The organism is Brevibacterium sp. UCMA 11752, assembly GCF_021532235.1.
Lineage (GTDB): Bacteria > Actinomycetota > Actinomycetes > Actinomycetales > Brevibacteriaceae > Brevibacterium > Brevibacterium antiquum.
Window position 1 is genome coordinate 1,223,230 of record NZ_JACBOS010000003.1, and the last position, 23,900, is coordinate 1,247,129.

Below are 23,900 nucleotides of genomic sequence, written 5' to 3' on the forward strand. Positions count from 1 at the left end.
CAACGAACTGATCGTCGATACGAGGTGCAGGTGAGCCGTCTGGCCCACCTGCACCTCGTGGTGCGTTCGCACCGGCATCAGGCCGTGTCCGCACCCTGTGGCACCGAACGAGAACCACGTCGGCCTGCGAGATCCTGAAGCGTCGACGCCAGCAACGAAGGAACACATGACTGCAGCCATCAGTGAACCAGGGGCAGAAGCCGCCGAGACCTCGGTCGCGGTGCAGAAGCCCTCGGGAGGCGGACTGGGACGCTACGTCCTCATCCGATTCCTCCTCATCATTCCTACCATCTTCATCCTCACCACACTCGTCTTCTTCCTGATGAGGATCACCGGTGACCCGATCTCCGCATCAATGGGCGGGCGCCTGACGACGGACCAGCTGGCCGAGCGCATCCATGCCGCCGGCTATGACCGACCGATCCTCGTCCAGTACTTCGAGTACATGGGCAATCTGCTCAAAGGCGACTTCGGCACCGCGATCTCCGACGGACAGCCGGTGTCGTCGATCCTCCTCAACTACGGAACCGCGACCGTCGAGCTCGTCTTCTATGCCCTCATCGTCGCGTTCATCATCGGCATCCCCCTCGGGATGCTCGCCGCCTACCACCGCGACAAGGCACCCGATGCCGCGCTTCGCATCCTTGCGATCCTCGGCTACGCCACCCCGGTGTTCTTCGCCGGCATGATCCTCAAGCTGGTCTTCGGCGTCTTCCTGCCCATCCTGCCCGTCGCCGGTCGCGGCACCACCGAGACCGAGTACATCATGTCGGGCGTGGTCGGTCCCACCCGGTTCTACATCATCGATGCGATCCGCATCGGAAACGTCGAGGTCCTCGGCGATGTGCTCGCCCACGCGGTTCTGCCTGCCATCGCCCTCGGCGTGCTCACCGCGGGAGTATTCCTCCGGCTCGTGCGTACGAACCTCATCGGCACGCTGGGTCAGCAGTACATCGACTCGGGCCGCTCCCGTGGCATCTCCGAATTCCGTCTGGTCACCAAGCACGCCTACCGTCCGGCGCTGATCCCGATCATCACCGTCATGGGCATGCAGATCGCCCTGATGCTCGCCGGCGCCGTGCTCACGGAGACGACGTTCGAATGGAAGGGACTGGGCTTCAAGCTCGCCGAATACCTCACCGCCCGTGACTTCGTGGCCGTCCAGGGAATCGTGGTCTTCCTCGCCATCATCGTGGCGCTGACCAACTTCCTCGTCGACGTCATCGCCGCCTTCATCGACCCCCGAGTGAGGTACTGATGTCCACTCCAGACAACACATCACAGGCTCCAGACAACAACGGGAACGTCGCCGAGGCGGCCCCCGGTTCCGGTGTTCCTGCCGTCGCGTATGACGACAAGGCCAAGAAATCCTGGTTCAATCGCTTGCCGATCGTCTCCCATCTGAGGCAGTCGGTCGGGCTGCAGCGAGGAATGCTCATCACGGGACTCATCCTGTGCGGCATCGTCCTCATCTGCGCAGTATTCGCCCCGCTCATCGCCCCATACGGATTCAATCAGCTGGGCACCGCCGAGGGCAACTTCGGATCGAAGCTGCCACCCGGCGGAACCCACATCTGGGGCACCACAGTAGGTGGCTACGACGTGTTCTCCCGCGTGGTCTGGGGAGCCCAGACCGCGGTGGCCGTCATCATCGTCGCCGTGATCATGTCGCTCTTCGCCGGTGTCATCCTGGGACTCGTCTCGGGCTACCTCGGTGGCTGGCTTGACCGAATCCTCGTCGTCATCGCCGATGCGGTCTACGCCTTCCCGACCCTGCTGCTGGCCCTGGTCATGTCGATTGCGATCTCCGGGGGCCAGTCGAGCGCGTGGGGCGGCATCGCCGCGGCCGCGTTCTCGATCACCGTGGTCTTCATTCCGCAGTACTTCCGCGTCGTCCGCGCCGAGACTCTGCGACTCAAAGCAGAGCCCTTCGTGGAGTCCGCGATCGTCCTCGGGGCTTCGAAGACCAGGATCATCTCGAAGCACATCTTCCGCAATGCCACACGCACCCTGCCGCTGATCTTCACCCTCAACTCCTCCGAGGCGATTCTGACATTGGCCGGACTGGGGTTCCTGGGCTTCGGAATCGAACCCACCTCGGCGTCGGAATGGGGCTATGACCTCAACAAGGCACTGCCCGATGTCACCAGCGGTGTGTGGTGGACTTCGGTCTATCCGGGTCTGGCCATCGTGCTCACGGTCCTGGGCATCACCCTGGTCGGTGAGTCGATGAACGACCTCAACGATCCGCGTCTGCGGGTGCGCCGCAAAGCGAAGACGAAGGATGCCAAGTGATGAGTGAGAACGTGAACGAAACGAACACAGCCAAATCCATCCTCGACGTCGAGAGCCTCAATGTCACCTTCTCCACCGACGGTGGTGATGTGCACGCCGTCAAGGACGTGTCTCTGTCGGTGACCCCGGGCGAAGTGCTCGCGATCGTGGGCGAATCCGGCTCCGGCAAGACCGTGACCGCACGCTCCATCCTCGGGCTCCTGCCCGAGACCGCCCAGCGTTCGGGCGCCGTGATCGTCTCTGGCAAGGACGTGCTCAGCGTCTCCGGGGAACAGCTGCGCAAAATGCGCGGAACAGATGTGTCGATGGTCTTCCAGGAGCCCTCGACGGCACTCAACCCCGTCTACACGGTGGGATGGCAGATTGCCGAAGGGCTGCGTGCGCATAACCGAAAGGCGAGCAAGGCCGAATTCAAGGCCAAGGTCATCGCTGCCATGGAACAGGTGGGCATCCCCGATGCGCAGAACCGCTTCGACTACTACCCGCACCAATTCTCCGGTGGACAGAAGCAGCGCATCGTCATCGCTATGGCGCTCGCCCTCGGTGCCGAGCTCATCGTCGCCGACGAGCCGACGACTGCCCTCGACGTCACCGTCCAGGCAGAGATCCTCGACCTGCTGCGCGACCTGCGCGATGAGACGGGAACAGCGATCGTGCTCATCACCCACAACATGGGCGTTGTCGCTGATCTCGCCGACCGCGTTGCCGTGATGTATCGAGGAGACCTCGTCGAGGTGTCCTCGGTCAAGCAGCTCTTCAGCGATCCGAAGGAGCAGTACACGCGCGACCTCCTCGGCGCCGTTCCCCGCTTGGGGTCAACGGTCGTCGGCAGCCGCAAGGCCGCTGCCGCCTCGGCGAATCAGGATCGTGCTGACGAATCCACCCGCGAATCCACCGGCGCTGATGCGGACCCCGGCGAGCCTCGGGATGAACGCGATTCCATCGTCGTTGCTCGCAACCTCGACATCGTCTATCCGGGAGGATTCGGACGGTCGGACTTCCAGGCAGTGTCCTCGGTCAGCTTCGACATCAAGGCCGGCGAGGTCTACGGATTGGTCGGCGAATCGGGATCGGGCAAGACCACGATCGGGCGTGCCATCGCAGGCCTGACCATGGCCAGCGGAGGCAGCCTCCAGGTGCTCGGGCACGAGATGGTCGGATTCAAGGAACGCGCCTTCTCTCCGATCAGGCGCCGCATCGGGTTCGTGTTCCAGGATCCGGCGGCCTCGTTCAACCCGCACCTGACGATCGGTGAGTGTGTTGCGGAGCCGTTCGCCATCCACCAGCGGGACATGTCGCCGAGGGATCGTGAGAAGCGCGTGCTCGAACTGCTCGACTCGGTGCAGCTGCCGAAGGCCTACGGTGCCAGGTACCCGCACGAACTCTCGGGCGGCCAGCGCCAGAGAGCTTCTCTTGCCCGCGGTCTCGCACTCGATCCGGAGCTGCTCGTCGCCGATGAGCCGACCTCTGCCCTGGACGTGTCGGTGCAGGCCAAGGTGCTCGAGCTGTTCGTCGAGCTGCAGAACAGGTTCGACTTCGCCGCCTTGTTCATCAGCCACGATCTGGCTGTCGTCGACATGCTCTCCGACCGCATCGGAGTGCTGTTCCACGGTGAGCTGCTGGAAGAGGGCACGGGTGAACAGGTGCTCGGGTCACCGAGTAACGACTACACGAAGCGACTCATTGCCTCTCTGCCGGTGCCCGACCCGGACGAGCAGGCCACGCGCCGCGGACTCGCCCGCAGCCTGCGCAGCACGGCCGGCTGAGCGGCGGTCCAAACTAGCGACAAAAAATACCCAAAGGGACTAAACACGCGCGGCGCCGTGCGTGTTTAGTCCCTTCGGGTGAGTACAGCGACGTGGGCCCGGCCGTCGCGGGGTCAGGCCTGGTCGTCGGCGATGAAGTCGAGCATGCCTGCCTGGTTGACGGGCAGGGCCAGCAGGCGGTCGAGCTCGGTCGTCGAGGGGTCGATGCCGAGGATGCGCAGCGAGTATTGCGTGAAGTCGCGTTCGATGTCGTCGGGCGTCAGGTCGCCGGTCGGGCGGTACCAGAGCGAGAGCGAATTGCAGATCGAGTGGATCGCACGTGTCGCAAGCTGGGCGCTGTCGACGTGGAATGCTCCGGCGTCGATGCCTGATTGGACGATGTTGCCCATGATGACTCGCGCCTCCTGTTGGAGCTCTTTGACGCGGGCGGCGTTGTCACCGGTCAGTCGCTCCGTGTCGCGCAACAGCACTGTGGACACCGATACATTCTCCATACGGTACCGGGCCAGATAGCGCACGGCCACGGTCAGCTGCTCGGTGGGATCATCTCCTACCTCGGAGATGACGGCTCGGCTGTGCTCGCTGTACCAGGAGTATGCCGTGTGCACGAGCTCGTACAGAGCTTCCTGCTTGGACGGGAAGTAATAGTAGAGTGCGGACAGGCTCAGTCCGGCAGCCTGCGCGATATCGCGGATGGACGCGCCATCGAAGCCCTTCGCCGCGAATGTGTCCCGAGCCGAGCGGAGGATGTTGTTGCGGCCGTTGGTTGATCTCACGGTGCTTATGCTCCTTGACGGTCGGATATCGAACAATCTTTCACTTGCCAACCGAGGATACATGACGTTGGGCTGACATTGGCCGTTTCCGGCCAGAATTCGCGGATCTCGCGCCGCCGAGGTGTGCGCTGGCTGCGTCCGGCAAGTGCGGGGGTCACCCCATACAGGCAGTCGGAAGTGACGCCAATCACAGCGCAGAACGGGAATGATTGACAGTTCAATCATGTTGGGCAGATGTGGATGGCACGGACGAAGACTGCCGGTGCCGATCACCTGAAACTAGCATCACCTGACATTGCACCCTATGAATGAACTGAGGACGGACATGCTCAACATCGCCATCATTCCCGGAACTTCGCGCCCGCAGGCACTCAATCCGCAGGTTGTTGCCTGGGCCAAGGACCAGCTGGCCGGTCGCGAGGACGTGCGCGCCGAGATCGTCGACTTCGGTGAGTTCAATCTGCCGCTGCTCGACGAGGTCATCCCGGCCGGCGCGAACATGTACCAGAACGACCACACCAAGGCGTGGGGCGCCAAGCTCGCCGAATTCGACGCCTTCATCTTCGTCACCCCTGAGTACAACCACTCGATCTCCGGATCGCTGAAGAACGCCCTGGACTTCGTGGCCAGCGAGTTCAACCACAAGGTCGCCGGCATCGTGAACTACGGCGCCGACAAGGGTGTGCGTGCCGCCGAGCACCTGCGTCACATCCTCGCCAACTACAAGCTCGCTGTCGTCCGTGACCAGGCCTCCTTCAGTCTCTTCACCGACTTCGCCGATGGCGTCTTCACCCCGACCGAGGTCTCCGCGACTCCGTTCGCTTCGATGGCCGATGACCTCGTGTCCTGGGGCGAGGCCCTGAAGTCCGTGCGTGAGGATTCCGCTTCCGAAGAGCAGGCAGCCTGACCTTCATCAGCGCACCCTGCGGATGAGGCAGTCCCTCCTCAGCAGCTGACACGTCCGAAGCCCGCCGCACCGAATGGTCGGCGGGCTTCGTCGTGTCCGGACCCGACGGGCTTGCGTTAAAGTCGAACCAACTCACACGTTCACTTCAGTCATGCGAAGGATGCTCATGGATCTCAACAACACAGTCGCACTCGTCACCGGCGGTGCCTCCGGGCTCGGCCGCGCCACCACGGAACGGCTCCTGGCCGCCGGCGCTCAGGTCGTCATGGTCGATCTCAACGCCGAGGTGGGCCAGCAGGTGGCATCGGAACTGGGCTCCAGCGCCCATTTCGTCTCCGCCGATGTCACGAACGAAGAGCAGGTTCAGGCCGCCGTCGACAAGGCGACCGGTCTCGGGCAGCTGCGCGTCGTCGTCAACTGCGCGGGAGTTGCGACTCCCGGCAAGCTCGTCTCGCGCAAGGGCCCACTGGCTTTGGACGCGTTTTCGAAGGTGCTGGGCATCAACGTCGTGGGCACGGTCAACGTGTGCCGCCTCGCCGCCGCCGCAATGCAGGCGCAGGAGAATGTGGGTGAGGAACGCGGCGTCATCGTCAACACCGCTTCGGTCGCGGCCTTCGACGGTCAGATCGGACAGATCGCCTACTCCGCGTCCAAGGGCGCAATCGCCTCGGTGACGCTGCCGATGGCGCGCGAACTCGCCTCCTCACAGATCCGTGTCGTGACGATCGCACCGGGTATCTTCGAGACCCCGATGATGGCCGGTCTGCCCGAAGAGGCCCAGGAGTCTCTGGCGAAGTCGATTCCCCATCCCTCTCGGCTGGGCAAGCCCGCCGAGTACGCGCAACTCGTCGAATCGATCGTGGCCAACCCGATGCTCAACGGCGAGACCATCCGCCTCGACGGCGCCATCCGCATGGCCCCGAAATGATCTGATCCACGTCGCGCTCAACGCCACTCGTTGACGAGCAGGGCCAGCTGGACCCTGGTGCTGACGTCGAGCTTGTCGAAGATGCGCGCCAGATGGGTCTTGACCGTAGCCGTTGACACGAACAGCGCCCGCGCCACCTGAGCGTTCGTCATCCCCTGCGCGACAGCCTCGGCGATCTCGCGTTCACGTGAGGTCAGCGGCTCCAGCGGATCCGGTGCGTTCGGGTTCCGCGGCACAGCGGCTCCGCCCGCATCCCGCGCCGAGGTGGTGGTCCGTCCCAGCAATGTGTCGATCGCACTTGGTGACAAGGTTCGTGTGCCGTTCGCCGCTGCCCGAACCGCGTGGATGAGATCTTCTGGCGGAGTGTCCTTGAGGATGTAGCCGGCCGCTCCCGAGCGCAGCGCCTGGAGCACGAACTCGTCGGTGCCGAAGGCCGTGAGGATGAGAACCTCCGGATGAAGAGTCTGCGCCATGAGCGTCCGGGTGGCCTCGAGTCCGTCCATGATCGGCATGCGGATGTCCATGAGGATGAGATCTGGACTCAGCTCGCGGGCGAGTTCGATGGCCTCGGCGCCGTTGGCCGCCTCGGCGACGATTTCGATGTCATCGGCTGCGCCGAGGAGCAGGCGCAGGCCCGAACGCATAAGGGACTCGTCGTCGGCGATGATGGCTCTGATGCTCATGCGTGCGTCTCCTCCACGTTCTGGACGGGGATCCGGGCGCGCAGTTCGAAGTCGGGGTAGTGCGTGACGTCGAGATCGCCTCCCATCGCCTCCATCCTTTCCTTGAGACCTAGAATCCCCAGGCCGGAGCCGGCGATGTACTGTTTTCGGCTGTGCGCTTCGTGCACCGTGGAACCGAGCGGGTTGTCGGGGTAGCGATTGCGTGCGGTCAGTGCAATCCAATCGCCGGCGGCCTCTCCTTCACCGTCGCTGATGGTGATGGCCAGGGACTGTCCGGGGGCGTGTTTGAAGGCGTTGGTCATCGCCTCCTGGACGAAGCGGTAGATCGTCGTGCGTTCGAGGGTGCCAAGGGAGTGCAACGACTCGGAGACCAGAGGCTGGGCGTAGTCGAGCGTCACTGTGTCCGGGCCCTCGGCGACGAGGCGGTCGATGTCGGGGTCGATCACTGTGCCTTGGTCGTCTCCGCGCAGCATCGTGAGCACTTCGCGCAGTTCGATTCCGGACCGTCGGGCGCTGCTGGCGATGAGCCGGGCGCTCTCATGGACGGACTCGGGATCGAGGTCCCGGCGAACGGAGAGCGCACCCGAGTACATCGCGATGACACTGAGATGGTGTGACAGCGAATCGTGCATGTCACGGGCGATGCCTTGGCGCACCTCGGCGACGGCGCGGTCCTGTCGGGATCGTTCACGCAGCAGCGTCTGGGCGGCGGTGTCGATGAGCCCCTGCTCACGGGCACCGCGGATGACGCCGATGACGACGAGGGCCGCGAACACGGTGCCGTTGACGAGGAAGAGCGGGAGCTCGAACTGTCCGATGGCATTGGGGGTGAGGACGTAGCCGGCGGCCTGGGACAGCATCGAGACCAGCAGCGCCCCGAAGCTGAGCAGCCAGCTCTGCCGTGCGGCGAGTGCGATGGTGAGAATCGAAGCAGCCGCGACGCCGAGGAGGCTGATCGTGCCGAGGAAGATGCCGATGAGTCCCAGCGTCACCGGCACCCAGCCACCCGTGCGGCGCTGCAGGGACTCGACGGAGCCGTCGTGGGTGAGGAAGTCCTCGCCTCCGCGACCGCTCGTGGTGAGGAACTCTCTCAGCTTCTCCGCCGCCAGCACCTTCGGGCGCAGCGTCTTCCGCGGCAGGGTCCTCCCGTCGAACCAGAGGACGACGGGCAGGATGACCAGGGTGATGATTCCGAAGAAGATGTGGACGGACAGTTCGCGGCTGAGCGCAGCACGGTCGGCGCCGGCGTCTTCGTAGGCAGGCCATTCGGCGCCGATGACAATGAACAGGATCGCACAGCCGAGCACCAGTGAAACGCCCGTCCAGATCAGGGCGTGGGCAAGGGGACGACGGGTCGGTGATGGGGTCACAATCCGAGGCTACAGCTCGCGCTGGGCGGGTGCTGTCGTCCGAAAGGATGAAATCAATCGCACCGCTGGCCGACAGCGCTCGCCGAGGAGGGGCGAGAGTCTGGAGACATGTCAACGCAATACATTCGTCAGTTCAGATCACAGTCCAACCACAGGTGGTACAGCCCGCTTCTCGTCATAGTCCTTGCCGCGCTCTTCTACGGGGCCGCCCTCATCGTCCAGTTCGCCGGCTTCTTCATCTGGGCGCTGATCGTCGTCGGAGACGGCGACTTCGATGCCTTCGCCGACTCCATGATCGATTTCAACACCGCCGGCGGAATGGCAAACGGGCTGATCAGCGTCATTCTCATGTGGCCTGCGCTCGAGTGCGCGACGCGCGTCGTCTACCGTCGGTGGTTCTGGCCGATGATCTCGACCGGGCACGGAATGCGCTGGAGGCAGCTGGGGCGCTGGGTGCTGCTTGCCCTGCCGGTATGGGCCATCGCCGCGCTCGTGATGATCGTCTTCTCACCGGGTGCGATGGGTGATCTCATCTCGGACGTGCAGTGGAATCCTCGCGCGGCCACCATGCTCATCGCCGTCATCGTCCTCGTCCCGTTCCAGGCCGCCGCAGAGGAGATCGTCTTCCGCGGGGCGGCGATGAACATCATCGGCAGCTGGCTCAAGCACCCGGCCTGGGCCGTGCTCATCCCCGTCCCGTTCTTCGTCTACGGCCACCTCTATGATCTGCCGGGACTCATCGACGTCGCGATCTTCGCCGTCATCGTCGGCACTCTCACGGTCTTCACCGGCGGACTGGAGGTCGGCATGGCCTTCCACATCGTCAACAACGTCTTCGCCCTCGGCCTCGGAATCCTCTCCGGCGCCGACCTCAACGCGACCAGTTCACCCACGGTTGAGACCGTCATCTCGATCAGCGCACCGATCGTCTTCGCCGCACTCGTCGTCATCGACACTCGCCGTCGGGATCAGGTCGCGGGCAGGCCCGCACGGACCTCGAACCCGCCTTCGCTCGTCGGCCCGACCTGAAGGGTGCCTTCGAGCGCCTCCACGCGTTCGCGCATCCCCTTGAGACCGAATCCACCGCCGAGGTGGCCCACCGTCCCCGACCGATCGCCGGCCCGTGCCGCAGCCTGGTCCGGATCCGGTGCGCCGTTGACGACCGAGATGGACAGGAGCTCATCGTCGATGTGAACGCCGACGCCCACGGGCGCTCCGGGGGCGTGGCGCAGGGCGTTCGACAGTGCTTCCTGGACGAGGCGGAACGCGGTCAGCCCGGTCGTCGGGTTGAGCGAGATCGGTCCTGCTGGGAATTCGAGATCAACCTCGGCGCCCGAACCGCGAGTGGACTCGACGAGGGCGGGGATGTCATCGATCATCGGCTGCGGAGCCAGATCGGCATCGCGGCCACCGCGCAGAATCGCCAGCAGACCGCGCATCTCATTGAGCGCCTGTCGAGCGGAGCCAGCGATCGAATCGAATTCCTCAACGCTTCGGGTATCGAGTTCGGGCAGTCGGTAGCGGGCCGTGGTGGCCTGGACGCTGATGACGGACATGCTGTGCGCGACGACGTCATGGAGTTCCTGGGCGATCCTGTTGCGTTCCTCGAGCTCCTGACGCTTGGCCAGCTGCTCGGCACTGAGCTGTCGCTCCGTGGCCAGCTGGGTGCGACCGCGAATCCACAGATTGCCGACGACCGCGACGATCGAGATCCCTGCAGTGAGCGAAACGGTCGTGATGACATTCGCCAGCGCCCCCGACAGCCCTCCCGCATGGGGCAAGGTCAGGCTCAGCGCGCCGAGCACCGTGGACAGTGACCACAGGATGACGAGATGGAGCCAGCTGTGCCGCAGCCCGATGATGAGGTGGAGGAAGAGCAGTGAGAGGATCGACGTCGCCGTCCATGGCCACACCAGACCGAAGGAGTCTGCGGTGAGGATGATTCCGGCCGCAGCCGAGACCAGCCCGACGATGATCGCGGTGACCGGTCTGCGCACGGCGAGCACCAGTGCACCGCTCTGGCCGAGGGCGACGAGCATCGCAATGACGGTCGACGATTCATACAGCGCTGCAGTCACTGGCCATCCGACGGCCACGAGCACCACGCCGACGAAGATGCTGATCAGCCAGAACCAACCCTCGCCAGCGGCCCGCGTCAGAAACGAGTTGGCTGCCGGTGACCCCAGGACTCTCGATCCCGCGGAAGTCGCCGAGGCGGTTCCGTCGGGAGCGTGGTCCGTTGGATCACCGGCTCGTGCTTTTCCCGCCGAGGTCACCTCATCGTGGCCGGGCGCCAGCCCTGCCGTGATCGCTGCGATCTCCAACCGGGCCATGGCATGCAGGACGAAGGGGAAGGTGACGAAGAGGATGAGTCCCGCGATGAACTGGAAGGTCGCCTCGGCGCCGAATCCCAGAGCCACCACGGAGGTGTCGTTCCACCATGCTGCGATGAAGCTGATGAGATCGGTGTTGTCGTAGGGAAGGAACCGTCCCCAGAAGAAGTAGGTCATTCCGCCCAGGGCACCGAAGAACCAAGGGATCACCACGGAGAAGGTGAAGAGTCGGATGGGCAGTGCGAAGACCGTCTCGAAGAGCAGATCGAGCCAACGCCGTCCTTCGGCCATAACACCGAACCATCCGCTGATTCCGCGTCCACGGGGACGATGGACCACCTCGGCGATGGGAGCTCCCCACTGCCGGGCACGGGCCCGGGACACGTTCGCGAACCCGGTCGCCACGAAGAGCGTCAGCGGCAGGAGCAGGGCACCGATCCAGATGATGATGGTGGAGATTGAGACCGAGAACATCGTGATGAGAACGACGAACCCGATGAGGGAGATGAAGAATCCGGGGAGGACGAGGATGGCGTCCCGGCCCAGGTTGTGCCATATCCGCGACCACCATGACCGGGTCTGCGGCGGCGTATCTGGGTGACGGGGCACGTTCTCAGAATACGTGCTCGGCCACGAAGGCGCATCAGTGTATGTCTGGTTCATGATCGGATTCCTTGGTTATTGCGAGCCGGTGTTCGCGGCTCTGGTGAGAGGTGTGCGGGAACGTCTGTGGGGATGCGGCCTGTGGAGGCCGTTTTCGATTCGAGGACGCGGGGATGGAACTGTGAGAGCATCCAGACCCCGGCGACCCCACCGCCCGCGGCGAGCAGCAGCAGGCCGATGGCCATGGGGGTGAGGCCGGCATACTCGCCGAAGAAGGCGGCGCCGATGACGACTGCCACGATCGGGTCGATGACGGTCAGCCCTGCGAGCACCGTCTCTGGAGGGCCAGAGGCGTAGGCGGTCTGGACCAGCCAGAATCCCACCGCCGAGGCGAGGGCCACGGCTGCCAGCATCATCCACCACCGCGAGCCCGATGTTTCGAAATCGGGCAGGCCCTCGGTCACAACGGTCCTGGCGAGGACGTGGGTCGCGGCGGCGACGGTGCCGAAGATGATGCCGGTCATGATGACTCGTGGGATGTGCCCGGCCCGGCTGAGTGCGAAGAGTGCGCCGAAGACGCTGAGGGCGACGAGGAGCGCCAGCAGCCAGGTCACCGATTCCTCCGTGGCGACGAGTTCGTGGGAGAACTGCGCCGAGGTGGTCACGAATGCGAAGATCGAGAACATCGTCACCCCGATGCTGATGAGCAGTGGGGCGCCGAACTGCAGGCCGAAGTACCGGCGGCTGATGAGCGCGGCGAAGACGAGGGAGATCGCGCCGATGGGTTGGACGATAGCGACGGGGCCGAGTCCCAGGGCGATGACGTTGAGGACGGTGACCATGCCCATCAGCCCCAGGCCGGTGACCCAGGTTGCCCGACGTTTGGGCCCGGGTGTCATGGTGGCGACGGCGTACTGCTGGAAGTGCGTACCGAGTGCCAAGGCGAAGGCTGCGAGCGTGGCGAGGATTATCGCGGTGATGATCATGGTGTGCACGCTAAGGACCCGGTGTCATGGGGCGCATCATACGAAGGAGTGATTGTGCCGACGCAGGAGTGCTACTTTCGGATGAAATCGGCGCAGGCAGGGAGTCGTTCGCCTGATTTCACGGGCTTTCGAAGGTCTCCGGCAGTGCGGGTCGGGTAGCGTAAGAGTATGCCAGAAGCAGGAGCGTCAGGTCCGAGTCCGAGCCCAACGCCGAGTCCCGCGCCGGGAGCGATTGCGCGTGATGGGGTGCCGCCGCCCTCGTCCGAGACGACGCGGGTCGCCATCGTTGATGACCAGGCCATGGTTCGCCAGGGGTTCGGAGCCCTTCTCGATGCCCAGCCGGATATGAGTGTCGTCGGCAGTGCTGAGGACGGTTCGCAGGTCGTCGACCTCGTGCGCAGAACCTCGCCCGACGTCATCCTCATGGACATCAGGATGCCGAAGCTCAACGGCTTGGATGCCACCCGGGCGGTGTTTTCGATGCCTGGGGGCCACCCGAAGATCATCATGCTCACCACCTTCGATGCCGATGAGTACGTGTTCTCGGCACTGCGCGCGGGAGCGAGCGGGTTTCTGCTCAAGGACGCCACAGCCGAAGACATGATCACAGCTGTGCGCGTGGTCGCCGACGGTCAGTCGCTCTTGGCGCCGTCAGTGACCCGCCGTCTCATCTCCGAGTACGTGAGCGGGCCCAAAGTCGCCAAGGACACTGCCGTCCTCGGGCAGCTGACCGACCGTGAGATCGACGTCATGACGCTGGTGGCCAAGGGCCATGCCAACGCCGAGGTGGCTGCGCACCTGTTCCTGGCCGAGCAGACGGTGAAGACCCACGTGTCCCGGATCCTGTCGAAGCTGGGACTGCGCGATCGCACCCAGATCGTCGTCGCCGCCTACGAATCCGGGCTGGTCGTCGCCGGCAGCTGAAACTCTAGGGAGTGCCCGAGTTCCCAGCGCCCGAGAGCCGCAGGCACGCTCGAAGTGCTCTTAGCTGGACGTTTTGGGCAGAAGAATCACTGCTAGATCCGACCAAAACGTCCATCTAAGGTCCTCCGGGCACCAAGTCCCCGGGTAACGAGCCACTGGGTAGCCCGGCCTCGCGAATCGTCGAGGAGTGCTCAGCTCCGGGCGAAATGGGCGCCGAGCTCTTTGACGATCGTCTCCGCTGAGCCTGTCCGGGCGCTGCGGTAGCCGGTGCCAGCCCAGAGGTGCAGCCCCTGCGGATCGTCGGTCTTCTTTGCGTGGGCGCGGAACGTCTTCGTCAGATGATGGACCGCTGGATAGGCGTCCACCGCGATCGGGTCGAACTTGCGCACGAAATCATTGACCAGCGCACGAGCCGGTCGGCCGGTGAACGCCCTGGTCAGCTGTGTCTCGTCGAAATCCTCGGACTGCAGGGCCGCCCGATGGGTCGGCGCAGTGCCTGCCTCATCGCTCAGGAGCAGAAGAGTGCCCACGACCACGGCGCTCGCCCCAGCCTGCAGCAGCTCGTCGACGGACTCGGGGCTGTCGACTCCACCTCCAGCAGCCAGGGGCAGATCCACCTCGGCGAGGACATCTTTCACGAGATCGACGGTGGCCCGATCCTCGATGGACCGTGTCGGATCGGCGGTGCCCGAGTGCCCGCCGGCGCGAGGCCCCTGGACGATGAGAGCGTCGATGCCGCGATCGGCAGCCGTGCGCGCCTCAGCGGCGGTCGTCACGGTGGCCACCACTTGAGTGCCGACGGAATGGAGACGATCGACCACCTCGGCGGTGGGGATGTTGAACGTCATCGACACCAGGGGCACGGGGTTGTCGACGAGGTAGTCGACCTTGTCGGTGTAATGATCGTCGTCATCAACGGGCTCGGGATCGATGCCGACGCCGCGATCGGCGGCAACGGGCTCGAGTGCCGAGACGAAGGCGTCGAAGGCCCCGCGATCGATGGGCACAGAGTTCGGGGCGAAGAGATTGACGCCGAAGTTCTCGGTCGTCTCCCTCATGCGCTCGACCAGAGGAGCCAATGCTTCGGCGCTGAGATACCCGCCGGCCACGAATGGGAATCCGCCGGCACGGGCGACCGCTGCTGCGAGCTCGGGTGTCGTCGTTCCGCCCGCCATCGGGGCTCCGATGATGGGCAGGTCAGTGGTCTCGAAGGCGATCGTCGTCATCGTTGGGCGCTCCTCAGTAGGACGTTCGGGACGAGTCAGGTCCCTGATCGGGTGATGCTCTCGTTGCCATTCTTGCACTCACGTTGGGCCGAGGCTCTCGGAGGGCGGGGTCGATGAGGGTACGGAGTCGGGGCGTTCCGACTCACCCGAAAGTAGTGCTTGGGCGGGCTCAGGTCGGAACTCAGAGGTGATGTGTGGGTGGCGATCGCGCCCATAGCTTCGGACATATCGAACGACGAGCTCCGCACTCCGTGCAATCAGCGGAGCTCAATCCGACAAGGAGCCGACATGTCACTGACCCTCAGCAGGCCGCCCGAGGCCGGGGTGAACCACCTTCCCGTCCCACCCAGCGGCGCTGCGCAAACACGCCCCCATCTGGATGCCGCTCGTCGACCGCACCGGGACCGGGCGATCGATCTGATCCGCTTCGGCTGCCTCGTCGTCGTGGTGATCCTGCATTCGATGATGAGCGCCGCCGTGCTCGGAGCAGACGGTGACGTTGTGCCCACGGTGTCGCTGCTGCATACCGCAGGCTTCACGGCCGCCTCGTGGTTCTTCCAGATCATGCCGCTGTTCTTCTTCATCGGCGGATACGCCGCCATCAACGGCTGGCGACGCACCCAAGCCACCGGAGGCACCTGGGCCGACTATATTCGTGCCCGTCTGCGCCGCCTCGTCATTCCGGTCGCCACCCTCATCGGCCTCGCCGGCGCAGGACTGTCGATCGCCTCGGAACTGGGTGTTCCCGCAGACCTGCTCGCCGAGGCGAGCACTCGCATCGGGCAGCCCCTGTGGTTCCTCGCCGTCTACGTCGGGCTGACCTCCCTAGTCCCCCTGGCGGTGCACTTTCATGAAAGGGCGCCGAGGCGGACGATCGCAGCGCTCGCCGGTGCTGTGGTCGCGGTGGACGGCTTGGTCGCACTCACAGGAGTGACCGGTCTGGGATATCTCAACTTCCTGTTCGTCTGGCCCCTGATTCAGCAGTTCGGCTTCTTCTACGCCGACGCCATTCATCGACCTGTGCGGACCTGGTCCGCCTGGACCATGATGGTGCTGTCCCTGGTGAGCCTCGGAGTGCTCGTCGGACTCGGGGTCTACAGCCCGAATATGCTCATCAACCTCAACCCGCCGACCGGTGCCTTGGTGCTGCTGGGCATTGCGCAGATGTGCATCCTGCGGCTGAGCCATGCGCGTCTGAACGAGATCGTGTCCGGTGGTTCGGATCGGACTGCGGCCGGACACGAGTACCGTGCCCGCATCTGGGAGCGCGTCATCTCCTGGGGCAACACCTACGGCATCCAGGTCTACCTGTGGCACATGCCGATAGTCATCACACTCATCGGAGCTCTGGGCTACGCAGCTCAGCTGCTGTCTGGCGTGTCGGCAGGCGATGGGCTGTCGGCAGCTGGGATCGTACTGCCTGAGATCGAATCGAGCTGGTGGTGGCTGACCAGGCTGCCATGGCTGATCACGGTGATGGGACTGGCTGCGCTTCTGGCAATGGCCATGTCGAAGATCCCGTTCCCCAGCGAGGCGAAGTTGGCCAGATTCGGGCGCGCAGTTACGAGGGTTGTGCGGGAGAGCTTCTCGACTTCCGAGGCTCGAGGTCAGTCCCGAATCAGCATGTCGCGCATGGCCGTGTCTCGACTGGGTGAGCGCCTGTCGAGTCCTGTCCCTCGGGCACTCACCGCGGTCGCTCTGGCAATAGGCGGCATCGCGATCGCTCTCCTCGTGGGAATCGCCCCACTGATCTGGACGTTCGTCTCCGTTGCGGCGCTCCTGACTTCACTGGTGCTGGCCGCCACCATGAAGGCGCAGATTCCAGCGGATAGTGAAGTGCCGACCGTGACGGACCGTGGCAGGGCGACGGCCAGCCTCGGCTGAAGCCGACTGCCGCACGTGCTGCCGCCTGCCCCGTCGGGCCCGCCTCACTCCACCGATTTCGCCAGCTGCTCGGTGACGGTGCCCCAGCCGTCGAAGAAGCCGAGCTCCTCGTGACGGGCGCGCTGCTCGGGGCTGCCATGGCGGACGACGGCCTGATAGTCGGTGCCGTCGGCACGATCACTCAGGATGATCTCGGTGGTCATGGAGACAGGGTCGGGAAAAGCCGGGTGCCAGGAACTGTTGACGGCGTTGGTGAATACGAGGCGGTTGTTGTCCTCGATGACGAGGAAGACTGCGTCAACGTGCGGCACAAACGATTCGCCGTCCTCGCTCATCATGGTGGAGAAGGCCCCTCCGGGACGCAGCTCCAGTGATTCGACGCGGAGGGTGAGCGGTTCTGGAATCCACCACTTCGCCAGCTTCTCGGGATCCGTCCATGCGGACCAGATGGTCTCTTTGGGCGCTCGAATCACTCTCTGAATCGTGAGGTCGAGAGCGGAGTCGAAATGCCGGGTGTGAGCGAGATGTGCGGTCATGATTCTTCCCTACTGTGAGTGGTGTCGCTATCGGCGGATGTGTGTGGTGTCGCTGTCGCCGGTGACGAACTGCTCGAGACGATCTGTGCTGGCCTCCCAGATGAGTCTCTGCTCGGCGAGCCAATCATTGAGCAGTGTCAGGCGATCGCGGTTGAGTACGCAGGTGCGCACTCGTCCTGACTTCCGTGTCCGAATCAGCCCACACGATTCCAAGGTGCGCACATGCTTCATAAACGACGGGAGCGAGATCGACAGGGGCTCTGCCAGCTCTCCGATGCTCGCCGGTCCGTGGCCGAGGCGATGAATCACGGTGCGCCTTGTGGGATCGGCAAGTGCGGTGAACATCGCATCGAGCTCCTCCGAATACTTAGCCATGAAGCTAAGTATTACATGGCTTGGGGAGAAAAGAACCACGGGTCGAGAAATTTCCAGTGCAGACCCTTTCGTGACAGAAGATGACACCGAAAGACCCGAACATTACGGTCGGTGACATCCCAGGTCATGCTCGAAGACAACGAGACCACGAGCGGTTGAGACTGGTGGAACTTCGGCAGCGAAGTCGAAGCGTCATCAGTGAAGGAAGGACCCGCCGTGAGCATCACCCAGAACAGAATCTCAACCCGCTCGGTGCATTCGGGCGCCGACCCTGAATCGCACACCGGTTCGGTCGTCGCCCCTATCTTCCAGACCTCGACCTTCATGATGGACACTCCGGGCCAGACCCGCGCCGGCTTCGACTACGCGCGCACCGGAACCCCGAATCGCAGCGACCTCGAGCAGGTGCTGTGCGAACTGGAGAATGCCTCCTTCGCAGCGGCGGTGAACTCGGGGACTTCTGCCGAGGTCGCAGTCTTCTCCGCATTGTTGGGCCCCGGCGATGAGATCATCATCCCGTGCGACATCTACGGCGGCACCTACCGACTGCTGAAGAACGAATACGAGCGCTGGGGTGTGCGCATCCGCACCGTCGACCTCACCGACACCGAGGCGTTGGCCGCCGCCATCTCGGCCAAGACCGCGATCGTCTGGGTCGAGACCCCGAGCAATCCCGGTCTCGACATCGTCGACATCGAGGAGACGGCCAAGCTCGCCCACGCGGCGAACGCCATCCTCGCCGTCGACTCCACCTTCGCCACCCCGATTCTGCAGCGCCCCATCGAGCTCGGCGCCGACGTCGTCATCCACTCGACGACGAAGTTCATCAACGGCCACTCCGACGTCATCGGCGGTGCCGTTCTCGCCGGTGACGGTTCGACCTGTCCCCGTGCCGCCGAGGTTGTCGAACGTCTCGAGTCCTACCTCGCATCCGTCGGGTTGGGCATCGCCCCCTTCGACGCATGGCTGACTCGCCGCGGCATCAAAACCCTGCCGGTGCGGATGGCCAAGCACTGTGAGAACGCGCAGGCCGTGGCGCAGTGGTTGGAGAGCCGCCCCGAGGTCGCTGAGGTGTATTACCCTGGTCTGACATCCCACCCGGGCCATGAGGTCGCGAAGAAGCAGATGAGCGGCTTCGGGGGAGTGGTCTCATTCCGCACCGACACCGAGGCAAGAGCCCTGTCGCTGGTGAAGAGCACGAAGCTCATCACCCTGGCCGAATCGCTCGGCGGAGTCGAGTCCCTCATCGATCATCCTGCGACCATGACTCATCTGGCGGTCGCCGACTGCGAACTCAGCGTCTCGCCGACGTTCATCCGCCTGTCCCTGGGCATCGAAGACATCGCCGACATCCTCGCCGACCTCGAATCGGCCCTCGCCGCGGCGGCGCAGACTCCGGGCGGCGTGAGCTCCGACGGGGAGGTGTTGGGTGCGGAGGTTTCAGCTGCAGACCCCTCACCGTCAACTCTTGAACACCCTGTTGCAACGGTATGAATTGATACTCGCGGTGCCACGCGCAGTGCCAGCGTTGGCGCGTGGAGGTGTGGGTAGGATTCACCGCTGGCGGTGCGTGGTGGGACGGTAGGAATCGCAGCTTGCGGTGCGTGGCGCGTGTGTTCGTGGTCACGGGGCGTGGGGAAAACCCGACGCAGGGTAGGCGGTCAGCGTGCTGTTGGCAGCTTGTCGACTCCCGTAGCGTTATTGCTATGAGTGAGAACACCCCCACGAACCCACACGAATCGGAGTCGCAGAGCGCCGATTCCTTGGAGTCCCAGACGCCAGAAGAAGTGCCAGAATCGGACAGGCCAATCAGCGCCGAGGCGATCGTCAACGCGCCCCCGACCGCAGAGACTCCCGCGGCTGCAAAGGCCCCCGAGGCCGACGAGTCCGCAGACCGCTCCGAGCCTGCGGGCAACGGCGCAGCCGACGAGTCCGCAGACACACCGTTGGCGACGGAGGCCGGACAGTTTCGGACGGCGCCCATGGATATGGAGGTTCCCTTCAGCCGCGGTGCCGCCCAGCAGCACGGATCGGCTCAGCAATACGGATCGGCTCAGCAGCACGAAACGGCTCGCGACCAGGAATCGCCGGCGACTGACCACCCAACGCAGCAGTACACGCAGGCCTATCCCCAGACCCGCGTGATGAATGCGAACTCCCCGCAGGGGTTCTCGCAGCAAACACCCTCACAGCACCCCACTCAGGCGTACCCGCCCCAGCGCACCCACTCTTCCGGACCGGGCACTCTCCAACAACAGGGCACTCTCCAGCAGCCCGGCTACCAGCCGCGCACCTACTCCGCCCAGCAGCAAAGCCCACAGCAGGGCCAGCACCCCAATCAGCTCCCTGCGCCAGTGCCCGGTCCCAACGGCCAGATGCCGATGCAGCCGATGCAGCCACCTCGGCGGAAGAAGCCGAAGTCGGAGAACGTCACGTACGCACCTGCGACGGGGGCGATGCCGCTGACGCGTGAGGAAGGCACCGAGATTCCCGCCGACGGTCCGATCGAATGGCCGCAGAAGCGAGTCGGGATCGTCGGCGTCGCGAACCTCGTGCTCTCCGCCGTGATGGCTGTGGTCTGGGCCTGGATCCCGCTTGGCCTGCTGTTCACCGGCTTCGGCGGAATATTCGCACTCGGCCTCGGTGTGCTCGCACTCGTCGCCTGGGTCGTCGTCCAACAAGGCGCGAACGTGTTCGAACGTTACCGGGCCGAACTCATCTACGGTGATCGGATCCCTGTCCCGAAGATCGAACGCAGCACCCGAGAATCCGCCTTCGGCCGCTTCTTCCACAATCGATGGCTGCACGTGAAGTCGGGATCCTTCTGGCGCTCGACCGCCCACCACTACGTGAAGATGCTGCTCGGCGCGATCATCGTCGGCGGCACCATCGCCGGCATCTGCGGTGCAATCATCGGCATCTTCAGCGCCATCAATCCTGAGGGCATCACCGACTTCTTCTTCCGTGGAACCACCGGTGGGCTGGGGCGCACCGGCATCGCCATCGGTTCTCTCATCGTCCTCGCCAGCTCACTGGCGATCCTGTGGTTCGCCCCGTACCTCGACAGGGCACTCGACCGCAGCCTCCTGCCACCGGCACGCACCGCTGCCCTGCAGGCCGAGGTCACCGATCTCGACCGGGCCCGCATGGCCGGGATCGAAGCTGCGGGTGCGGAGCGACTGCGCATCGAACGCGACCTCCACGACGGAGCCCAGCCACGACTCGTTGCCCTGAGCATGACGCTGGGCATGGCGAAGTCGAAGATCGACAAGGATCCAGAACGCGCCAAAGAGCTCGTCTCCGAAGCCCACGCCGAGGCGAAGGGCATCGTCAACGAACTCCGCCAACTGGCACGTGGAATCCACCCTGCTGTGCTCACAGACCGCGGCCTCGACGCGGCCGTCTCCGCATTGGCCGGACGCTCGACGATTCCCGTCGAGGTCGACGTTCGCCTCGCCGGGCGCATCGATCGTGAGGCCGAAGCCGTGGCCTACTTCGTCGTCGCAGAGTGCCTGACGAACATCGCCAAGCACTCGGGTGCAACACATGCCCGGGTCTTCATCGCCCCCATCGAGGCGGGAGTCCAGATCGTCGTCACCGACAACGGTCAGGGCGGTGCGCGCATCGACCGTTCGGGCCGTCACACCGGGATCGCAGGTTTGGTCGATCGCGTCGAAGCCGCTCGTGGGACACTGAACCTGACCAGCCCTGCAGGTGGGCCAACTACTGTCGTTGTGGAGGTGCCATGCGCATCGTAATTGCCGAAGACTCTGCCATCTTGCGAGCCGGACTCGAGAGGCTTCTGGTCGATGCCGGGCATGAAGTGATCGCCGCCGTCCCCGATGCCAACGAGCTCCTCGCCACAGTCCACAACACGCCGCCGGACCTCGCCATCATCGACGTGCGCATGCCGCCGACGTTCACCGACGAGGGCATCCGCGCCGCAGTCCTCATCCGCAAGCAGAACCCCGACGTCAAGGTGCTCGTGTTCAGCCAGTACGTGGAGGAGCAGTACGCATCCGAACTCATCGCTGAGAACACCGGTGGCTTCGGATACCTGCTCAAGGACCGGGTCGCCGATGTCGAGGACTTCCTCGCCGCCGTCGACGAGGTCGCCTCCGGCGGCACGGTCCTCGACCCCGAAGTCGTCTCGCAGATCCTCGTGCGCACACGCAAGAAGGATGGGCTCTCCACCCTGAGCCCGCGCGAACTCGAAGTCCTCCAGCTCATGGCCGAAGGCAAATCCAACGCCGCGATCGCCCGCACCCTCTACCTCAGTGCGGGAGCAGTTGAGAAGCACATCAGTTCGGTCTTCACCAAGTTCGGCCTCACCGCCGACACCTCTGACAACCGACGCATCCTCGCCGTCCTCACATTCCTCGGAGCATAGAATGCCTGCCACAGTCCACGTCAGCGAATCCACCCGCGCGAGCATGCGAGTGATCATCACGATCGCCGCGCTCGTCGTCCTCCTCGTCCCGATCGCCTTCAGCGTCGCGCACGGAGCCTCTCGTCTGAACTACGCGAAGCTCGACGTCACGAAGCCGCTGTCGACCTCAGTCACGGATCTGAAGTTCCTCCTCGACACCACCGCATCAGTGACCGTCAAGACCACCGAGACCGGTGAGCCGACTGTCCGGCTCACCGCCACCGGGCCCCGCGACGAAACACCGACGCTGCAGGTGAGAGAGGCCGGGGACTCGTCGACGGTGTCCGTAGACGATCACCGAAACCTCGAGAACGCTCAGATCGAGGTCACCCTTCCTGCGAAGACCTCGAAGGAGATGAAACTCGACTTCAACGGCGGCTACGGTGCCATCGACGTCGTGGGTGATTACCAGGAGATTGTCGCGAAGACAGATGGCGGCGCAGTCGATGTCAGCGGCTCGGCCGAGCGTCTGCAGACATCGACCGACTACGGAATGACTGACCTGAGCGGGACCTTCGACACCATCGAATCCAAGACCGGTGTGGGCACACTCAACGGTTCGAATCTCAACGTTCGCGATCACGTCGACGCCGTGACCTCGACGGGAACGATCGATCTCGATTTCACCAACGACATGGTTCCGATGTCCGGCATCGTTGCCAAGGCCGACGAAGGCACGATCGACATCCGCCTGCCGCGCTTGGACCTGGCCCAGGAGAGGATGGCCGCCGAGGCCGCCGCTTCCAAGGATGACGACGGCAGTGCCGCTGACGCCAAGGATCTGTTCTACCGCATCAACGCGAACTCGAATGAGGGGAGCGTGGATCTGGCCAAGGACGTCAAGAAGTACGACGCTGCACGGTCCTCGAAGGATGCCGAGGGCAAAACGGTCATCCCCGTCTCGGCGAGCACCGACATGGGTACGATCACCATCGAGCAGAACTAGACTGGTCCATACGGTGCCCGTCGGCGCAACCGCCGGCGGGCACCGCCATCCGCCCAGCTGTCGACGGGCCGTGTGACTCGCGCACTCGCCGATCCACCGAATCCAGGGGATGAGACATGCAGATCACCGTCTATGGAGCCACCGGCACATTCGGCCGCAGACTCGTGGCACACCTGCGTGAACGTGAGCACTCGGTGATCGCGGCCCACCGCGGAATCGGGGTCGACACCTATGCCGGAGAGGGAGTCACCGAGGCGGCCGAGGGCAGCGATGTCCTCGTCGACTGCGTCAATTTCATGACGAACAACCGCCACAAGGCACTTGACTTCTTCTCCCGCAGCTCACGCTCGATCGCCCTGGCGGCGGCAGAGAACCCAGGGGCCGCGATGGTGTGTCTGTCCATTGCGTTCCGACCCGAGGTCGCCCAGTCCAAGTTGCTCGGCTACTACCAGGCCAAAGAGCTGCAGGAACGGGTCTACCGCAGGCTGATCCCTGCCGACCAGCTCCTGATGTTCCGATCAGCCCAGTGGTTCGAGCTTGTCGACACAATGACGTTCACCGCGGGTCCGATGGCATTCGTGCCGAAGATGCGAGTCCAGGCACTGGCCGCCGACGAAGCCGCTCGAATGATGGCTGAGGCCATCGATGCAGGAGAACGCGGAACCATCGAGGTCGCCGGCCCCGAGGTCAGCGACTTTCCGACGATCGCCGGCAGGATCGCGGCGGCCGAGGCAGACTCGGCCGTGGGTGTCGGAGCAGGTCCGAGAGGCGGATCCCGTACGAGGGGCATCCCGAAGATCGTTTCCGTTCCGATCCCCGGGCCGATGTCCGGCAATGGCCTGATCCCCGATTCGCCGAGGCTCTCCGCCGTCACCGTCGATGAATGGATCCGTTCCCGCTGAGCTGCAGGCTTGAAGTTGTAGTATCCAGTCG

At 64.3% G+C, this 23,900-nt stretch carries 21 protein-coding genes; 13 read left to right on the forward strand and 8 right to left on the reverse strand.

The features are described 5' to 3' along the window. The first annotated feature begins 166 nt into the window (after positions 1-166). Genes HU144_RS05480 through HU144_RS05490 form a run of 3 tightly spaced genes read left to right on the forward strand, consistent with a single transcriptional unit; the run spans position 167 to position 4,061 of the window. A complete protein-coding gene (locus HU144_RS05480) occupies positions 167-1,258 on the forward strand; it encodes an ABC transporter permease (protein ID WP_235350467.1) in 1,092 nt (363 codons plus the stop codon). Beyond that, a complete protein-coding gene (locus HU144_RS05485; RefSeq protein ID WP_235350468.1) occupies positions 1,258-2,295 on the forward strand; it encodes an ABC transporter permease in 1,038 nt (345 codons plus the stop codon). Before HU144_RS05480 ends, HU144_RS05485 begins: the two co-directional genes overlap by 1 nt. Next, positions 2,295-4,061, forward strand: a complete 1,767-nt coding sequence (locus tag HU144_RS05490) for a dipeptide ABC transporter ATP-binding protein (RefSeq protein WP_235350469.1) — start codon at positions 2,295-2,297, stop codon at positions 4,059-4,061. Before HU144_RS05485 ends, HU144_RS05490 begins: the two co-directional genes overlap by 1 nt. A gap of 113 nt (positions 4,062-4,174) precedes the next feature. On the opposite strand, the gene HU144_RS05495 is transcribed toward HU144_RS05490, so the two are convergent. Next, positions 4,175-4,837 carry a TetR/AcrR family transcriptional regulator gene (locus HU144_RS05495; RefSeq protein ID WP_096179021.1) on the reverse strand — a complete coding sequence of 221 codons (663 nt, stop codon included), beginning with the start codon at positions 4,835-4,837 and terminating at the stop codon, positions 4,175-4,177. Positions 4,838-5,141: 304 nt separating this feature from the next. On the opposite strand from HU144_RS05495, the gene HU144_RS05500 reads away from it, so the two are divergent. Further along, entirely contained in the window at positions 5,142-5,744 is a 603-nt protein-coding gene (locus HU144_RS05500; protein WP_226833596.1) for an NADPH-dependent FMN reductase, read from the forward strand. Positions 5,745-5,910: 166 nt separating this feature from the next. After that, the gene (locus tag HU144_RS05505; RefSeq protein WP_235350470.1) at positions 5,911-6,672 is read left to right on the forward strand and encodes a 3-hydroxyacyl-CoA dehydrogenase; all 762 of its coding nucleotides are present in this window, start codon (positions 5,911-5,913) and stop codon (positions 6,670-6,672) included. Positions 6,673-6,689: 17 nt separating this feature from the next. Here HU144_RS05505 and HU144_RS05510 read toward each other — a convergent pair whose 3' ends face one another. Both HU144_RS05510 and HU144_RS05515 read right to left on the reverse strand, forming a co-directional pair. After that, a complete protein-coding gene (locus tag HU144_RS05510; protein ID WP_235350471.1) occupies positions 6,690-7,355 on the reverse strand; it encodes a response regulator in 666 nt (221 codons plus the stop codon). Continuing rightward, complete coding sequence (locus HU144_RS05515) at positions 7,352-8,725, reverse strand: sensor histidine kinase (RefSeq protein WP_235350472.1); 1,374 nt, start codon at positions 8,723-8,725, stop codon at positions 7,352-7,354. The genes HU144_RS05510 and HU144_RS05515 overlap by 4 nt, the downstream gene beginning before the upstream one ends. A 108-nt stretch (positions 8,726-8,833) precedes the next feature. Here HU144_RS05515 and HU144_RS05520 point away from each other — a divergent pair, with 108 nt between their 5' ends. Further along, positions 8,834-9,754 (forward strand): CPBP family intramembrane glutamic endopeptidase, encoded by a 921-nt coding sequence (locus tag HU144_RS05520; protein WP_235350473.1) that lies wholly within the window; start codon positions 8,834-8,836, stop codon positions 9,752-9,754. Here HU144_RS05520 and HU144_RS05525 read toward each other — a convergent pair. Both HU144_RS05525 and HU144_RS05530 read right to left on the reverse strand, forming a co-directional pair. Then, positions 9,694-11,721: a sensor histidine kinase gene (locus tag HU144_RS05525; RefSeq protein ID WP_235350474.1), complete on the reverse strand. Its 2,028-nt coding sequence runs from the start codon at positions 11,719-11,721 to the stop codon at positions 9,694-9,696. The genes HU144_RS05520 and HU144_RS05525 overlap by 61 nt on opposite strands. Then, a complete protein-coding gene (locus tag HU144_RS05530) occupies positions 11,718-12,647 on the reverse strand; it encodes a hypothetical protein (RefSeq protein WP_235350475.1) in 930 nt (309 codons plus the stop codon). Before HU144_RS05530 ends, HU144_RS05525 begins: the two co-directional genes overlap by 4 nt. A gap of 168 nt (positions 12,648-12,815) precedes the next feature. Between HU144_RS05530 and HU144_RS05535 the strand changes: the two genes are divergently transcribed. Beyond that, positions 12,816-13,571, forward strand: coding sequence for a response regulator (locus HU144_RS05535; protein ID WP_268825813.1), 756 nt, complete (start codon positions 12,816-12,818; stop codon positions 13,569-13,571). 191 nt (positions 13,572-13,762) lie between these two features. Here the strand turns inward: HU144_RS05535 and HU144_RS05540 are convergent, their stop codons facing one another. Continuing rightward, on the reverse strand, positions 13,763-14,797 hold the full coding sequence (locus HU144_RS05540) for a nitronate monooxygenase (protein WP_235350476.1): 1,035 nt from the start codon (positions 14,795-14,797) through the stop codon (positions 13,763-13,765). Between the two features lie 288 nt (positions 14,798-15,085). Between HU144_RS05540 and HU144_RS05545 the strand changes: the two genes are divergently transcribed. Further along, positions 15,086-16,681, forward strand: a complete 1,596-nt coding sequence (locus HU144_RS05545; RefSeq protein ID WP_235350477.1) for an acyltransferase family protein — start codon at positions 15,086-15,088, stop codon at positions 16,679-16,681. A gap of 44 nt (positions 16,682-16,725) precedes the next feature. Here HU144_RS05545 and HU144_RS05550 read toward each other — a convergent pair whose 3' ends face one another. Both HU144_RS05550 and HU144_RS05555 read right to left on the reverse strand, forming a co-directional pair. Beyond that, on the reverse strand, positions 16,726-17,217 hold the full coding sequence (locus HU144_RS05550; protein ID WP_235350478.1) for an SRPBCC domain-containing protein: 492 nt from the start codon (positions 17,215-17,217) through the stop codon (positions 16,726-16,728). Between the two features lie 27 nt (positions 17,218-17,244). Then, positions 17,245-17,592 carry an ArsR/SmtB family transcription factor gene (locus HU144_RS05555; protein WP_101556599.1) on the reverse strand — a complete coding sequence of 116 codons (348 nt, stop codon included), beginning with the start codon at positions 17,590-17,592 and terminating at the stop codon, positions 17,245-17,247. A gap of 216 nt (positions 17,593-17,808) precedes the next feature. On the opposite strand from HU144_RS05555, the gene HU144_RS05560 reads away from it, so the two are divergent. From HU144_RS05560 to HU144_RS05580, 5 genes are all read left to right on the forward strand, one after another. Further along, positions 17,809-19,086: a trans-sulfuration enzyme family protein gene (locus HU144_RS05560; protein ID WP_235350479.1), complete on the forward strand. Its 1,278-nt coding sequence runs from the start codon at positions 17,809-17,811 to the stop codon at positions 19,084-19,086. A gap of 212 nt (positions 19,087-19,298) precedes the next feature. Beyond that, the gene (locus HU144_RS05565; RefSeq protein WP_235350480.1) at positions 19,299-21,350 is read left to right on the forward strand and encodes a sensor histidine kinase; all 2,052 of its coding nucleotides are present in this window, start codon (positions 19,299-19,301) and stop codon (positions 21,348-21,350) included. After that, positions 21,338-21,982, forward strand: a complete 645-nt coding sequence (locus HU144_RS05570; RefSeq protein ID WP_009881760.1) for a response regulator transcription factor — start codon at positions 21,338-21,340, stop codon at positions 21,980-21,982. Before HU144_RS05565 ends, HU144_RS05570 begins: the two co-directional genes overlap by 13 nt. Before the next feature lies 1 nt (position 21,983). Next, the gene (locus HU144_RS05575) at positions 21,984-22,967 is read left to right on the forward strand and encodes a hypothetical protein (RefSeq protein ID WP_235350481.1); all 984 of its coding nucleotides are present in this window, start codon (positions 21,984-21,986) and stop codon (positions 22,965-22,967) included. 116 nt (positions 22,968-23,083) lie between these two features. After that, a complete protein-coding gene (locus HU144_RS05580) occupies positions 23,084-23,869 on the forward strand; it encodes an SDR family oxidoreductase (RefSeq protein ID WP_235350482.1) in 786 nt (261 codons plus the stop codon). Positions 23,870-23,900 lie beyond the last annotated feature (31 nt).

Coding starts and splice junctions, on each gene's coding strand:
- HU144_RS05480 (WP_235350467.1), top strand. CDS start 167: ATGACTGCAGCCATCAGTGAACCAGGGGCAGAAGCCGCCGAGACCTCG.
- HU144_RS05485 (WP_235350468.1), top strand. CDS start 1,258: ATGTCCACTCCAGACAACACATCACAGGCTCCAGACAACAACGGGAAC.
- HU144_RS05490 (WP_235350469.1), top strand. CDS start 2,295: ATGAGTGAGAACGTGAACGAAACGAACACAGCCAAATCCATCCTCGAC.
- HU144_RS05500 (WP_226833596.1), top strand. CDS start 5,142: ATGAATGAACTGAGGACGGACATGCTCAACATCGCCATCATTCCCGGA.
- HU144_RS05505 (WP_235350470.1), top strand. CDS start 5,911: ATGGATCTCAACAACACAGTCGCACTCGTCACCGGCGGTGCCTCCGGG.
- HU144_RS05510 (WP_235350471.1), bottom strand. CDS start 7,355: ATGAGCATCAGAGCCATCATCGCCGACGACGAGTCCCTTATGCGTTCG.
- HU144_RS05520 (WP_235350473.1), top strand. CDS start 8,834: ATGTCAACGCAATACATTCGTCAGTTCAGATCACAGTCCAACCACAGG.
- HU144_RS05525 (WP_235350474.1), bottom strand. CDS start 11,721: ATGAACCAGACATACACTGATGCGCCTTCGTGGCCGAGCACGTATTCT.
- HU144_RS05530 (WP_235350475.1), bottom strand. CDS start 12,647: ATGATCATCACCGCGATAATCCTCGCCACGCTCGCAGCCTTCGCCTTG.
- HU144_RS05535 (WP_268825813.1), top strand. CDS start 12,816: ATGCCAGAAGCAGGAGCGTCAGGTCCGAGTCCGAGCCCAACGCCGAGT.
- HU144_RS05540 (WP_235350476.1), bottom strand. CDS start 14,797: ATGACGACGATCGCCTTCGAGACCACTGACCTGCCCATCATCGGAGCC.
- HU144_RS05545 (WP_235350477.1), top strand. CDS start 15,086: ATGTCACTGACCCTCAGCAGGCCGCCCGAGGCCGGGGTGAACCACCTT.
- HU144_RS05550 (WP_235350478.1), bottom strand. CDS start 17,217: ATGACCGCACATCTCGCTCACACCCGGCATTTCGACTCCGCTCTCGAC.
- HU144_RS05555 (WP_101556599.1), bottom strand. CDS start 17,592: ATGGCTAAGTATTCGGAGGAGCTCGATGCGATGTTCACCGCACTTGCC.
- HU144_RS05565 (WP_235350480.1), top strand. CDS start 19,299: ATGAGTGAGAACACCCCCACGAACCCACACGAATCGGAGTCGCAGAGC.
- HU144_RS05570 (WP_009881760.1), top strand. CDS start 21,338: ATGCGCATCGTAATTGCCGAAGACTCTGCCATCTTGCGAGCCGGACTC.
- HU144_RS05575 (WP_235350481.1), top strand. CDS start 21,984: ATGCCTGCCACAGTCCACGTCAGCGAATCCACCCGCGCGAGCATGCGA.
- HU144_RS05580 (WP_235350482.1), top strand. CDS start 23,084: ATGCAGATCACCGTCTATGGAGCCACCGGCACATTCGGCCGCAGACTC.